A 12,310-nucleotide genomic window follows, 5' to 3' on the forward strand; every position below is an offset into this window, starting at 1 on the left:
GTCATGTCGAGATGCCGAGCCGTCGCCTTCGCGGTGCTCACCCTTCTGGCCGGTCGGGCGGCCCTGGCCGAGGGTGGGCCGGTCCTCCGCGCCGGGGACCGGCTCAAGATCACCTTCTACGAGACCATGGAGATCCCCAATCCCGCGCCCGGCGACAAGGGCCAGTCCGCGGGCGCCGCCGCGGTGATCCAGACGTTCTACCAGCGGGTGGACCTCTCGGGCGAATACGCCGTCGAACAGGGTGGCGCCCTCTCGCTGCCGTTCTTCGGCTTCGTCCCGGCGGCCGGAAAGCCCCTGGAGACGCTCAAGACCGACCTGTTGGGCGTCTTCGAGACCGCCTTCGGCCGGCACGGCGGGGTCACGGTCGGCCTCGTGCAGCGTGCGCCCGTCTTCGTCGTGGGGTCCGTCCGCGCGCCGGGTGCCTATCCGTACGCGGGCGGCATGATCGTGCTGCAGGCGGTGGCCCTCGCGGGGGGGCGCGACAAGGATCCCGCCACCCTCTCGGGGGTGGTGGAGACCCTGCGGGAGCGGGAGCGGGAGGACGGTGCCCGCACCCGGCTGAAGCGCGCGCTGGCGCGCAAGGCCGCGCTGACCACGGGACGGATGGGCACGGAGGCGCAGGAGCGGCTTCGGACCCTGGCGGGCCCCGAGGAGGCGGCGGCTCTCCTGGGCGCCGAAGCGAAGGTGCTGCGTCTGGAGGCGAGCCTCCAGACCAGCGACGAGGGATCGCGCAAGGCCGCGGCGGACGCCTCCGGCACCGAGGTCGACCTCCTGCGCAAGCGCCTGGAGACCTATGGGGCCCAGATCGCGGCCCGCGGCGACCGGTTGCGCACCATGGAGGCGCTGTTCTCCCGGCAGGTGGTCGAGAGCGAGCGCGTCGCCGACGTCCGCCGCGACTTCATCGACATGGAGGGACGCCGGCGCGACTACGAAGTCGGGATCCTGCAGGCGGAGCAGCGCCAGAGGATGGCCCGCGAGGCCCTGGACCAGGGCAATGCCCGGCACCGCCTCGCCGCCGAGCGCGAGATCGCCCTGATCGATGCCGAGATCGTCTCCGCCGAACGCGCCCTGTCGACGGCCTCCGTCGTGGGCGCGACGATGAGTGCGGGCTGGGCACGCGATCCAGTCCTCGCCTATCGCATCGTGCGCAGCGGGGCCGGCGGCGCACAGGTCCTCTCCGTCACGGAGACCGACACCCTCGAGCCCGGCGACGTGCTCAAGGTCGTGATCGATCCGCGCGGGGACGAGCATCCCCGGAACGCCACCGCCGAGGCGGCCCCATCCCGGGCCGACGCGGCACCCTAGCCGTCGGATCGAACGCCGGACGGTCGGCCCTGGCCGGCGGCGGATCGCGGATGGGTCGCCGGGCTGGTCGCCCGCGGCCGGCCGTAGAGCGCGAGCGCCGCCGCGCATGCGGCGGACCGGCGGGCCGGCATCCGCGCCGCGCCGCGCCGCCGGCGGAAGGTCTCGGGCCCGGCCTGCGCGATGCGCCGCTCGTCGCGGCCGTCGAGGGCGCGGCAGGCGTCCGAGAGCGCCGTGAAGGCGAGCGTCCCCGCCGATGAGACGCGGCTGTGGGCCTCGAAGCGCAGGCCGTTGCGTGCCTCCTCGGTCTCGGCCTCGTGCAGGAAGCGCGTGTCCAGTTCCTCTGCGAAGGCCAGGAGGAGGCCGGTGGTGCGCGGCGCGCCGATCAGGGCGACGATCTCGTTTTCGATGCGGCGATCGACGAGGCCGGATTCCACGACCGCCTGGTCGGCGGGCGGCATCGCCCCCGACCCCGAGCACGGCCATTTGTCGACCATCCGGTCGAGGGCGGCCCGGTTGAACGGCTTGCCGATAGGGTCGTCCATCCCGGCCCCCCAGAACATCCGGATCTGCTCGGGCAGGACGTTGGCCGTCATGGCGATGATCGGCGCCGCCAGGCGTTCGGCTTCGTTGGATGCGATCGGCGACCTGCGCGCGAGCCGGCCTGGAGCGGAGCCGTGACCGGGGAGGCCACGCATCAACCTCGTCGACGAAAGTCGGTCCATGCGACGTTGCGGGAAGGGCGTCCCGGCGGCACGTGGGAGCCCGGAGCGATGTCTGGGCTTCACGCTTCGGAGGGCTCCCCCCAACTGCCCTACACCGTAGCGAAATCGGGTTAGTGCGCGCGTCCCTTGGATGCGGCCGCTAAGCCCACCATGGCGGTTGCTATGAAGTCTTAAAAATCCGTTAATACTTTCTGCGGGGACAATATTCGAGAGCCACAAGTTCAATTTCAATCGGAAAATTTAGGAGGGCGCAATGCTTGAAGTCGTTCCAGACCGGGCAGATCATCATCTGAGATCTTCGGAATCCGCGCATGCGTTGCATCTCTACGACGCGGCATCCGAGCGCCTGGCGCCGCAGATCACCTCGACGCCGGCGATCAAGCAGGCGGTGGTGATGGCCGGCGGCAAGGGGACGCGGCTCCATCCCTATTCGGCGCTGTTCCCCAAGCCCCTGATGCCGCTCAACGACATGCCGGTCCTGGAGCTGCTGCTGCGCCAGATGAAATGCGCGGGCATCACCGACGTGATCCTGGCGGTGAACCACCTCAGTCACCTGCTGGAGGCGTTCTTCCGGGACGGCGAGCGTCTGGGCCTCAACATCCGCTACCGGCTGGAGGACCAGCCCCTCGGCACCGCCGGCGCCCTCGGCGCCATGCTGGACGACCTCGACGAGGCCTTCTTCGTCACCAACGGCGACCTTCTCACGACCCTCAACCTCAAGAACATGATGGCGGCCCATCGGGAGGCCGGGGCCGACATCTCGATCGGCGTGTTCGAGCGCGAGGTGAAGATCGATTTCGGCCTGATCGAGATCGACGAGCGCAGCCGCATGACGGCCTATCGCGAGAAGCCGAAGAGCACGCACTTCGTCAGCATGGGCGTCTACGCCCTGTCGCGGGAGGCGGTGCGCCAGCACCTCGTGCCCAACACCTTCCTCGACATGCCCAACCTCATCGCCCAGGTGAAGGCGGCCGGCGGCGACGTGGCCTGCTTCCACGAGGATTGCGTCTGGCTCGACATCGGGCGTCCCGACGACTTCGCCCTCGCCCAGCAGATGTTCGTCTCGGATCGCAGCCTGTTCCTGGCCTCGTGACCCGATGTCGTCGCACCAGCCGGGTGGCGGCATCCTGATCAGCGGCGCGGGGGGCTTCATCGGCCGGGCCCTCGCCACGCATCTCGACGGGCGCGGACTGCCCGTCGCGACGGTCGGCACCCGGCGGGATGTCCGGGCCGAGCACTGGACCGTGGCGCCCGGGCACTGGAGCGTCGCGACCTGGGGGAAGGCCCTCGACCACTTCCGGCCCGGCACGGTGTTCCACCTCGCCGGCGCGACGCAGGGGACGCCCGAGGGGTTGCAGGCGGTCAATCTCGGCCTGGCCCAGGCGCTCTTCGCCGCCCTGCGCCGTACCGGGCTGCGCCCGACCGTCATCCTGGCGGGAAGCGCCGCCGAATACGGCGAGGCCGTGGTCGACGGGGTTCCGGTGCGGGAAGACGCGCCCTGCGCACCGCTCACGGCCTACGGCCGGAGCAAGCTCGCCCAGACCCGGGCCGCCCTCACCTTCGCGGCCGAGACCGGAATCCGCGTGCTCGTGGCGCGGATCTTCAACCCGATCGGGCGGGGATTGCCCGGCCATCTCGCGCTGGGCGACTTCGCCCGCCAGATCGACGCGTTCGGTGCCGGCGGCGGAACCCTCGTCACCGGCGACATCGAGGTCTGCCGTGACATGCTCCTCGTCGAGGATGTCGCCTGGGCCCTCGCCGAGCTCGCCGCCAATCCGGCGGCCTCCGGGGTGGTCAACCTGTGCACCGGCGTCCCCACCCGCATCGGCGACCTCCTGGAGGGCATGATCCTGGCCTCCGGCAAGCCGATCACGATCGCCCATGACCCGGCCCGGCTGCGCCGCGGCGAGCGCCGGGTCATCGTCGGCTCGCCCGACGCCCTGGCCGCCCTCGGCGCGAAGCCGCCGCGGCGCGACCTGCGCCAAGCCGCCGGTACGATGCTGACGGCGCCCCTGCGCGCCGCCTGAGCCTGCCGTCCTTCCAGCCTTCAGGAGTCCACCCATGTGCGGAATCGTCGGAATCGTCGGCCGCGAGGCGGTTGCGGGGCCCGTGGTCGAGGCGCTGCGGCGCCTGGAGTACCGGGGTTATGATTCCGCCGGAATGGCCACCCTGGAGGCGGGTCGGCTGGAGCGGCGCCGGGCCGAGGGTAAGCTCGTTAACCTCCAGCTCAAGCTGATCCAGTCGCCGCTCACCGGCCCCATCGGGATCGGCCACACCCGGTGGGCGACCCACGGGCGGCCCAACGAGACCAACGCCCATCCGCATGCCACGGCGCGCCTGGCGGTGGTCCATAACGGCATCATCGAGAACTTCCGCACGCTCAAGCGGCGGCTGGAGGCCGACGGCGTCGCCTTCGAGACCGAAACCGACACCGAGGTCGTGGCCCAGCTGGTGAGCTGGCACATGGAGCGCGGCCTGGACCCGGTGGAGGCGGTGGCCACCACCCTGCCCCAGCTGCGCGGCGCCTTCGCCCTCGCCTTCCTCTTCGCCGGCGAGACCGACCTGCTGATCGGGGCCCGCCACGGCGCTCCCCTGGCGGTAGGGTTCGGCGCGGGCGAGACCTATCTCGGGTCGGACGCCCTGGCGCTGGCCCCGCTGACCGATTCGATCACCTACCTGGAGGACGGCGACTGGGCCGTGCTGACGCGCCAGGGGGCCGAGATCCGGGATGCCGCGGGGGCGCCGGCCACCCGGGCGCGCCAGACCATCGTGACGCAGAACTACCTGGTCGACCGCGGCAACCACCGCCACTTCATGGCCAAGGAGATCCACGAGCAGCCCGAAGTGGTGGGCCGGACCCTGGCCCATTACATAGACCTCGCGGCGAGCCGCGTCCGGCTTCCCGTGACGCTGCCCTTCGACTTCGCCGACCTGACGCGCCTGTCCATCACCGCCTGCGGCACGGCCTACTATGCCGGCCTCGTGGCCAAGTACTGGTTCGAGAGCCTGGCGCGCCTGCCGGTCGAGATCGACGTCGCCTCCGAGTTCCGCTACCGCGAGGCCCCGCTGAGCCGGGGCGAGGCCGCCCTGGTGATCTCGCAATCGGGCGAGACCGCCGACACCCTCGCCTCCCTGCGCTACGCCCGCGCCCAGGGTCAGCACATCCTGGCGGTCCTCAACGTGCCGACCTCCACCATGGCGCGGGAATCCGATGTGGTGCTGCCGACCTTCGCCGGACCCGAGATCGGGGTCGCCTCCACCAAGGCCTTCACCTGCCAGCTGACGACGCTCCTGTGCCTCGCCATCGCGGCGGGCCGGGCCCGCGGGCATCTCGACGCCGGCGCGGAGCGCCGGCTCGTCGACGCGCTGATCGCCATGCCCGGCCTCCTGGCGCAGGCCCTGCGCCAGGAATCCGAGATCCAGGGCCTGGCCCAGGAGATCGCGAAGGCCCGCGACGTGCTCTATCTCGGCCGCGGCACCGCCTATCCGCTCGCCCTCGAAGGGGCCCTGAAACTGAAGGAGATCTCCTACATCCACGCCGAGGGCTACGCGGCGGGCGAGCTCAAGCACGGCCCGATCGCCCTGATCGACGAGGCGATGCCGGTCATCGTGATCGCGCCCCACGACGCGGTGTTCGAGAAGACGGTGTCGAACATGCAGGAGGTCGCCGCGCGCGGGGGACGGATCGTCCTCATCGGCGATGCCACCGGGGCGGCCGCGCACGGCCTGGATACCCTGGCGACGGTGATGATGCCGGAGGTCGAACCGGTGGTGGCTCCGATCCTCTACGCCGTCCCGATCCAGCTCCTGGCCTACCACGCGGCCGTGACCATGGGGAAGGACGTCGACCAGCCCCGCAACCTCGCCAAGTCCGTTACCGTGGAGTGACCGTCACGGGGTCGGCCCCCAGGGAAACGGCCCGTCCCGGGGCTTGCGCCGTTCTGGCATACCAGACCCGCGCCCGGCGAAGTGGTGCCGGCCGGACGACCCGTTAGGAAGGACGGACGCTTTCCTCCCAGAGGCGAACACCTCCACCCGCCCGGCTCCGGCCGCGGCGGGTTTCTTGTGCGGGCGTCAGGATTTCGGAACCGGTTTGTCGACCTTGGGGTGGCGCGGCTTGACCCTGGCGTAACGGGTCGCGAGGGACCGTGAGCCCGCGGGCTGCAGGCGCATGTCGCCGTAATAGTCGTTTCCGCTCGGGCCGAACGATCCGCCGGTCACCACGCCGGGGGTGTCGGGCGCACCCATCAGGCGATCGAGCGGTCCGGCCGCCACGGCCGCGGCGTGGAGCGAGACGCAGAGGAGCAGGCCGGCGGCCGGGAGGTAGCGCATGACCGGACCCTAGTCCGCCTCCCCTGCACGGAGCCTTAACGAAGCCCTGGCGGGAAGCCGTAGAGCCGGTGCGGATCGTCGACGAAGTACTTCCGCCGCCGCTCCGGGTCCGGAACCCAGTCCGCCATCAGGTCGAGCAGGTCGCCGATGGCCGGCATCGGGCCCCAGGTCGCCACGTGCGGCCGGTCCGAGCCCCAGAAGGGAGCGATCCGGCGTGGCCTCGTTCAGGGCCCGCGCGAACGGGACCGTGTCGGCGTAGGGCGGCCCCGCCGTGGAGGTGCGGGACGCGCCCTGGAACTTCAGCCAGGCGCCGTCGCGCACGAGGTCGACGGGGGTGCGGAAGCCCGGATCCGCGAGGCCCGCGGAGGTGGGGACATGGCCCATGGGATCGCCCATAGGATCGCCCATAGGATCGCCCATAGGATCGCCCATAGGATCGCCCATGTGATCGATGACCACCGGCACCGGCAGGTCGCGCGCGTCGAGGAGGACCTGCAGGTGCCGGCCCATCTCGCGGGCGAGCTGCTCGTAGGCCTCGACGTCGGCGAGACCGCCGCCGCCGCCGACGAGGACGTTAAGGCGGAGCGCCGTCACGCCGGCCTCCTGGAGCGCGGCGAGCGCCCGGTCGGGCAGGCCGAGGGGAATCAAGTCTTGCCCGACCTCCTGTCGATCCGCGCAGGCCTTCTCGATGACGCCCGGCCCGGAGAAGCCCGGCCGGCTCCTCCGGGCCCACCCGCGTTCAGGGCCGCCGCCGCGGCTGGAGGTTCAGGGCTTCAGTTCTGTTGCGGCGGCTGCTGAGCCCCGCTCGGCTGCTTGTCTTTCTTGTTCGCCTTGCTGTGCCCGACGGCGCAGCCGGCGGCGGCGCCCATCTTTCCATGCCCGGCCATGTGTCCGGCGACGCCGCCGACGACCGCCCCCTTGATGCAGCCCTTGGCCTCCGCCTGGCCCGCGAGGGCGATGAGACCCAGGGCGAGGCCGGCCGTCCAGGCGAGACTGGTCTTCACGGATGACGCCTTGTTCATGGATGATTCCTCCGATTGCCGTGAGCGTCCAACCGGATGCGGGATCGGCGTGTTCCGGCGGGGAACGGAGACGGGACGGATCGGCGACGGCGCGAAAGGCTGTGGTCCGGGCCGGCCGCGCCCATTGCCGGCAACCGTTCGTCCGCCACATGAGGCGTATGGCCAGCGATCTTGAGCACGAACGGCATCGCCGTCCCGATGAGATTTCCCTGCCGACCCTGAACGAGGCCACCCGGCTCCGTCTCGGCCGTCAGCTGCAAGCCCTCTACGAGCCCGTCATCGACGAGCCCCTCGACCCGCGGCTCGCCGAGCTGATGGTCCAGCTCGACGCGGACCGGGACGCCTCCATCGGCCCCGGTCGATCCGCCTGACCCGTCGAACGCATCGGGCACGGTCCCGACGTCCGGCCGTCACATACAACTTCTATGACCCGATCCGAGCTTCCCGATCCCGTCCGGTCCGGGCCCGGGATTCCCGGGGCCCGGAGCCTCTGGACCGGGAGCGGCACCGGGCACCGGAGACGACACCATGGCGAAGACGCTGAGATCCTGGACGACGGCCCTGTGCCTCCTGTCGCCCCTCCCGGCCGCGGCGCAGTCGGCGCAGACCCTCGCCGCCCTGAAGGGGCTCGCGCCCGTCAGCGCCCTGGGCGCGAGCGAGACGGGACGGGCCGCCCTCGATGCCAACCTGACGGTCACGGGCGCGATTCAGGCCGGGACCGGCGCGGTGCCCTTCCTGTTGCCGCTCCGCGATCAGCGTCAGCTCGCCCTGCGCGATTCCTTCATCACCGACGGAAACGCGACGGAACTCGCCGACGGGCTCGGCAGCAGGCTCGGCGGCGTCTACCAGGCCAAGGCCCGCTACGCCGCCGACGAGACCTTCACCAACGTGGCGCCGTCCGTCGCCGACCTCCTCGGCTACACCAACCACGTCGCCAAGTCCGACTCGAATGCGGGCAAGTACTTCTTCGCGAACGCCACCACCAACGGCAAGGCGCCGGTCTCGGAGGCCGCCGCCGTCCTCCTGACGGAGCGCGGCGGCACGACGGACGTGTTCGGCAAGGCCTATGGCCGACCCGCCGGGACGCCGGGGAGCGATGCCCACGGCGATGCCCGTCCGTTCCAGACCCTGCCGAGCCTGTTCGCCTATCGCGGCACCGACTACTTCGGCCGGCCGTCCCACAGCCTGGACTGGCTGCGCGGCCCGCGCATGAACCTGCTCGACAGCCCTTCGTATCCGAGCGGGCACACCACCTACGGCTACACCGAATCCGTCGTGCTCGCGATCCTGGTGCCGGAGCGCTACCAGCAGATGATCACCCGCGCCGCCGAGTACGGCACCAACCGCATCGTCGTCGGGGCGCATTACGCCATGGATGTGCTGGGCGGACGGGCGGTCGCCCTGCACGCGGTCGCCCATCTCCTGGCCAACGATCCTGCCTATGTGGGCCAGATGCGTCGCAACCCGGCGGTCGCCGAGATGGGCCGCGAGACCCACGCGGCCGTGACGATCCCCGATTATCGGGCGGCCGTCGAAGCCGCCCGCACGGACCTGACCGCCTTCCTGAAAGACGCCTGCGGCGGCACCGTCGCAGCCTGCGCGAGCGCCGATACCGGACGCTTCCGCGATGCCGCCGCCAACGCGGCCCTCTACGACGCGACCCAGACCTACGGCCTGCCCGTCGTGTATCCGCAGCGGGTCGGCACGACGGACGATGTCGGCCGGCTCGCGCCGGAGGCCGGACATCTGCTCACGGCCGCCTTCCCGGTGCTCAGCCTCACGGAGGCCAACGCGATCCTGACGGAGACCCAGGGACCGGGCGGCGGGTTCCTGGACGACGGATCGGCCTTCGGCGTGTATGCGCGTCTCGATCTCTACGCCGCCGCCGGCAAGGCGGCCGCCCTGGCCGCCGCCAAGCAGGCCCCGTCTCCGGCCCCCGGGTGAGACCGGCGGACGGGGCTCGCCGGGGGACCGGCGACGGCCCCGGGCCTCAAGGGTCGGCCGCGGCGACCAGCCAGGCACAGAACGCGCGGACCGAGGGGTCGTCCGCGCGGGCCTCCGGCACGTAGGTGAAGTAGCTTCGGGCCGGCAGGGAGGGGCCGGCGAAGGGGCAGGTCAGCCGGCCGGCCGCGACGTCGTCGGCGATCAGCCGCTCGGGCCCCATCGCCACGCCGAGGCCGTCGAGGGCCGCCTGGAGCGTGAGGTAGAAATGCTCCAGCGTCACCGAGGCCCGCGGCTCTAGGCCCGGCACCCCGGCGGCCTCAAGCCATTGCGGCCAGACCTGGGGCAGCGTCGCCGCGTGCAGCAGCGTGTGACCCCGGAGCTGTCCCGCCTCCGTGAGCGGCAGGCGCCGCAGCAGGGTGGGACTGCAGACGGGGATGCGGCGCTCGGTGAGGAAGGGGCGCCCGATATGGCCCGTCCGCCGGTCGGGGCCACCCCGGATGGCGACGTCGAAGGGCTCGGCCAGGTTGGCCAGGGGCACGTTCGAGGTGGTCAGGCGCACCTCCACGGCGGGATTGGCGCGCTGGAACCCGGAGAGCCGCGGGATCAGCCAGCGCAGGGTGAAGGTCGCCAGCGCGTTCACGCGGAGCAGGCGTGGCCGTCCGCGCTCCACCTGTCGCGTCGTCGCGAGGGCGATGCGGTCCAGGGCGGCGCCGATCTCGGCGAGGTAGCTCGCGCCCGCCTCCGTCAGGACCACGCGGCGGTTGTGCCGCTCGAAGAGGGGCTGGCCGAGCCAGGCTTCGAGCGCCTGGACGTGCCGGCTCACCGCCCCGTGGGTGACGCGCAACTCCTCGGCGGCCCGGGTGAAGCTGGCATGGCGCCCGGCGGCCTCGAAGGCCTTCAGCGCGTTCAGGGGCGGCAGGCGACGCAGCACGGGTCAGGTTTCCTCACGCGAGCGTCAGCATAAGGCGTTTGTCAGCCGCGGACGAGCGGGTGATCCTGCGTCGTCAAACCAGGATCAGTCCCGCATGTCGTCCGCACAGGACCTGAGCGCTCCGTTTCGAACGTCCGTCGTCGGCGCCCCGCCCCGCCCGGGGGCGCGGCGGACGCTGGCGGCCGTCGGCCTCAACCACGCGCTGCACGACGGCTACACGGACCTGATCTACGTGCTCCTGCCGGTCTGGCAGGCGGAGTTCGCCCTCGGCTACGCCGCCCTCGCCCTGCTGCGCAGCCTGTACAACGGTGCCCTCGCCGCCCTGCAGATGCCGTCGGCCCAGCTTGCGGCCCGGTTCGGCGCGCGGCGGGTGCTGGTGCTCGGGACCCTGCTGAGCGCCGGCGGCTATGCCCTGGCCGGCCTCTCGGGGAGCCTGGCCGGCCTCTGTCTGGCCCTGACCCTCGGGGGCATCGGCAGCAGCACCCAGCATCCCCTGGCCTCCGCGGTGATCGCCCGCGCCTACGGCCGCTCGGCCCGCGGTCCGCTCGGCACCTACAACTTCACGGGCGACCTCGGAAAGGCCAGCGTGCCGCCCCTGCTCGGCCTGCTGCTGTCGCTGATGGACTGGCGCTCGGCGCTCTGGCTCATCGCCGCCCTGGGCCTCGCGGTGGCGCTTGGCCTCCTGCGCCTGCTGCCGCGTGATCCCGCGTCACGGGACGGGGGGGCGGCCGGATCGCCGCGGGCCGCTGCGCCCGGCGGGACCGGAGGCGCCGGCTTCCGGCTGCTCGTGGCCATCGGCACCCTCGACAACGCCGCGCGCCCGGCCTTCCTCCTCTACCTGCCCTTCCTGCTTCAGGAGAAGGGCGCCGGCCTGACCCTGGTGGGCTTCGCCCTCTCGGCGGTGTTCATCGGAGGCGCCCTCGGCAAGGCCGTCTGCGGGCGGTTCGGCGAGCGATTCGGCGTGACCCGGACCGTCATCCTGACCGAGACGGGCACGGCGCTGGCGATCCTGGCCGTGACCGTGCTCCCGCTCTGGCCGGTCCTGGCACTCCTGCCGGTCCTCGGCATCATGCTGAACGGGACCTCTTCCGTGCTCTACGGCACGGTGCCGGAGCTGGCGCCGGGGGGGCAGGTGGAGAGGGCCTTCGCGGTCTTCTACACCTGGACCCTGGGCGGCAGCGCCCTGGCGGCCCCCCTGCTCTACGGGCCGCTGGGCGATGCGGCCGGGCCCCGCGTCGCGATGCTCGCCGCCGCCGCGACGGCGCTGGCCGTCGTACCGCTCATGGTCGTCCTGTCGCCCCGCCTCGCCGCCGGCACCTCCCCGGCCGCGGAGCCGCGCTGACGGGCGGGCGCGGTCCCGCCTGTCCGGTCCGGGGGCTCGAGACCGCTCAGGGCGCCGGGGGCGCCTGGATCGTCCAGGGCTGATCGAACACGTATTCCTCGAGGTTCGTGCCCAGCCCGCCGCGGTCGACCACGAGAAAGTCCTGGGGGGCGCCGACGGGGGTGAGCACCCCGTGCCACGTCCCGATGGCGTAGCAGACGCCCTGCCCCGGCGCCGTGACGAAGGCCCGCGGCCGGCCGGGGCGACCGCCCTCGTCGGGGCAGACCACCACGAGGAACGGCGCCCCATTCAGGGGCATGAAGGCCTGTGCGCCCAGCGGATGGCGCTCCACGAGGCTGACGGCGAGGGGCAGGCCGTAGGGGTCGGCCTCGACGTAGCCGATCACCACGTGCCCGTCCGCGCCCGCCACATGCACCTGTGCGAGGTCGTGGAAACGGCGGGCCTTGCCGGCATTCATCGGACGCGGCGCGACGGCGTCCTTGTCGATGACCGTGCCGAACGGGGCGAAGGCCTCCGCCGTCAGCGGCGCGGCGACGATGCGACGGTCGCTCATGGGTTTCCCCGGAGGGGTGCGAGGGATGGATGCCGGTCGACGTCCTTGTGGAGGCGGGACTGGGCGAAGGTCTCGGAGAAGCCCGAGAGGGGGCGGGCCAGCATCCAGGCCTGGGTGTGCTCCCAGAAGGGCAGGACGGAGGTGACGATGTCGCTCATC

The 12,310-nt window shown here is 72.1% G+C and carries 13 protein-coding genes and 2 pseudogenes; 7 read left to right on the plus strand and 8 right to left on the minus strand.

The window, feature by feature from the left end; all coding sequences use genetic code 11:
• Positions 1 to 3: 3 nt before the first annotated feature.
• Entirely contained in the window at positions 4 to 1,305 is a 1,302-nt protein-coding gene (locus tag ASF18_RS02380; RefSeq protein ID WP_056349058.1) for an SLBB domain-containing protein, read from the plus strand.
• On the opposite strand, the gene ASF18_RS02385 is transcribed toward ASF18_RS02380, so the two are convergent.
• Positions 1,302 to 2,000, minus strand: coding sequence for a response regulator (locus ASF18_RS02385; protein ID WP_056349061.1), 699 nt, complete (start codon positions 1,998 to 2,000; stop codon positions 1,302 to 1,304). The genes ASF18_RS02380 and ASF18_RS02385 overlap by 4 nt on opposite strands.
• Positions 2,001 to 2,343: 343 nt before the next feature.
• Between ASF18_RS02385 and ASF18_RS02390 the strand changes: the two genes are divergently transcribed.
• From ASF18_RS02390 to glmS, 3 genes are read left to right on the plus strand one after another with little or no spacing between them, the layout of a single operon-like run.
• Positions 2,344 to 3,120, plus strand: a complete 777-nt coding sequence (locus ASF18_RS02390) for a sugar phosphate nucleotidyltransferase (protein WP_244472537.1) — start codon at positions 2,344 to 2,346, stop codon at positions 3,118 to 3,120.
• A 4-nt stretch (positions 3,121 to 3,124) separates the two neighbouring features.
• Positions 3,125 to 4,054 (plus strand): NAD-dependent epimerase/dehydratase family protein, encoded by a 930-nt coding sequence (locus ASF18_RS02395; RefSeq protein WP_056349064.1) that lies wholly within the window; start codon positions 3,125 to 3,127, stop codon positions 4,052 to 4,054.
• 34 nt (positions 4,055 to 4,088) lie between these two features.
• Entirely contained in the window at positions 4,089 to 5,915 is a 1,827-nt protein-coding gene (gene glmS, locus ASF18_RS02400) for a glutamine--fructose-6-phosphate transaminase (isomerizing) (RefSeq protein WP_056349067.1), read from the plus strand.
• Between the two features lie 186 nt (positions 5,916 to 6,101).
• Here the strand turns inward: glmS and ASF18_RS02405 are convergent, their stop codons facing one another.
• From ASF18_RS02405 to ASF18_RS02415, 4 genes and pseudogenes are all read right to left on the minus strand, one after another.
• The gene (locus ASF18_RS02405; protein WP_056349068.1) at positions 6,102 to 6,359 is read right to left on the minus strand and encodes a hypothetical protein; all 258 of its coding nucleotides are present in this window, start codon (positions 6,357 to 6,359) and stop codon (positions 6,102 to 6,104) included.
• A gap of 35 nt (positions 6,360 to 6,394) precedes the next feature.
• The gene (locus ASF18_RS25135) at positions 6,395 to 6,517 is read right to left on the minus strand and encodes a hypothetical protein (protein WP_348271387.1); all 123 of its coding nucleotides are present in this window, start codon (positions 6,515 to 6,517) and stop codon (positions 6,395 to 6,397) included.
• Between the two features lie 94 nt (positions 6,518 to 6,611).
• A pseudogene (locus tag ASF18_RS25140) lies at positions 6,612 to 6,953 on the minus strand (GntR family transcriptional regulator); the annotation flags it as partial.
• A 179-nt stretch (positions 6,954 to 7,132) separates the two neighbouring features.
• Positions 7,133 to 7,381 (minus strand): hypothetical protein, encoded by a 249-nt coding sequence (locus tag ASF18_RS02415; protein ID WP_056215611.1) that lies wholly within the window; start codon positions 7,379 to 7,381, stop codon positions 7,133 to 7,135.
• 158 nt (positions 7,382 to 7,539) lie between these two features.
• On the opposite strand from ASF18_RS02415, the gene ASF18_RS02420 reads away from it, so the two are divergent.
• Positions 7,540 to 7,752 carry a hypothetical protein gene (locus ASF18_RS02420; RefSeq protein WP_056215615.1) on the plus strand — a complete coding sequence of 71 codons (213 nt, stop codon included), beginning with the start codon at positions 7,540 to 7,542 and terminating at the stop codon, positions 7,750 to 7,752.
• Between the two features lie 157 nt (positions 7,753 to 7,909).
• Positions 7,910 to 9,325 carry a phosphatase PAP2 family protein gene (locus ASF18_RS02425; RefSeq protein ID WP_056349072.1) on the plus strand — a complete coding sequence of 472 codons (1,416 nt, stop codon included), beginning with the start codon at positions 7,910 to 7,912 and terminating at the stop codon, positions 9,323 to 9,325.
• A 46-nt stretch (positions 9,326 to 9,371) separates the two neighbouring features.
• Here the strand turns inward: ASF18_RS02425 and gcvA are convergent, their stop codons facing one another.
• A complete protein-coding gene (gene gcvA, locus ASF18_RS02430) occupies positions 9,372 to 10,256 on the minus strand; it encodes a transcriptional regulator GcvA (protein ID WP_056215621.1) in 885 nt (294 codons plus the stop codon).
• Positions 10,257 to 10,350: 94 nt separating this feature from the next.
• Between gcvA and ASF18_RS02435 the strand changes: the two genes are divergently transcribed.
• Positions 10,351 to 11,598 carry an MFS transporter gene (locus ASF18_RS02435; protein WP_056349075.1) on the plus strand — a complete coding sequence of 416 codons (1,248 nt, stop codon included), beginning with the start codon at positions 10,351 to 10,353 and terminating at the stop codon, positions 11,596 to 11,598.
• A gap of 46 nt (positions 11,599 to 11,644) precedes the next feature.
• Here ASF18_RS02435 and ASF18_RS02440 read toward each other — a convergent pair whose 3' ends face one another.
• Both ASF18_RS02440 and ASF18_RS24450 read right to left on the minus strand, forming a co-directional pair.
• Positions 11,645 to 12,151 (minus strand): ureidoglycolate lyase, encoded by a 507-nt coding sequence (locus ASF18_RS02440; protein WP_056349078.1) that lies wholly within the window; start codon positions 12,149 to 12,151, stop codon positions 11,645 to 11,647.
• Between the two features lie 59 nt (positions 12,152 to 12,210).
• Positions 12,211 to 12,310: pseudogene (locus ASF18_RS24450) on the minus strand ((S)-ureidoglycine aminohydrolase); the annotation flags it as partial.

Origin of the sequence: Methylobacterium sp. Leaf89 (assembly GCF_001422215.1) — a bacterium.
Classification (GTDB): domain Bacteria; phylum Pseudomonadota; class Alphaproteobacteria; order Rhizobiales; family Beijerinckiaceae; genus Methylobacterium.

Excerpts from the sequence above, each read along its gene's own strand:
- glmS (WP_056349067.1), top strand. The coding sequence starts at position 4,089 with ATGTGCGGAATCGTCGGAATCGTCGGCCGCGAGGCGGTTGCGGGGCCC.
- ASF18_RS02380 (WP_056349058.1), top strand. The coding sequence starts at position 4 with ATGTCGAGATGCCGAGCCGTCGCCTTCGCGGTGCTCACCCTTCTGGCC.
- ASF18_RS02440 (WP_056349078.1), bottom strand. The coding sequence starts at position 12,151 with ATGAGCGACCGTCGCATCGTCGCCGCGCCGCTGACGGCGGAGGCCTTC.
- ASF18_RS02415 (WP_056215611.1), bottom strand. The coding sequence starts at position 7,381 with ATGAACAAGGCGTCATCCGTGAAGACCAGTCTCGCCTGGACGGCCGGC.
- ASF18_RS02420 (WP_056215615.1), top strand. The coding sequence starts at position 7,540 with ATGGCCAGCGATCTTGAGCACGAACGGCATCGCCGTCCCGATGAGATT.
- ASF18_RS02385 (WP_056349061.1), bottom strand. The coding sequence starts at position 2,000 with ATGCGTGGCCTCCCCGGTCACGGCTCCGCTCCAGGCCGGCTCGCGCGC.
- ASF18_RS25135 (WP_348271387.1), bottom strand. The coding sequence starts at position 6,517 with ATGCCGGCCATCGGCGACCTGCTCGACCTGATGGCGGACTGGGTTCCG.
- ASF18_RS02425 (WP_056349072.1), top strand. The coding sequence starts at position 7,910 with ATGGCGAAGACGCTGAGATCCTGGACGACGGCCCTGTGCCTCCTGTCG.
- ASF18_RS02435 (WP_056349075.1), top strand. The coding sequence starts at position 10,351 with ATGTCGTCCGCACAGGACCTGAGCGCTCCGTTTCGAACGTCCGTCGTC.
- ASF18_RS02395 (WP_056349064.1), top strand. The coding sequence starts at position 3,125 with ATGTCGTCGCACCAGCCGGGTGGCGGCATCCTGATCAGCGGCGCGGGG.
- ASF18_RS02405 (WP_056349068.1), bottom strand. The coding sequence starts at position 6,359 with ATGCGCTACCTCCCGGCCGCCGGCCTGCTCCTCTGCGTCTCGCTCCAC.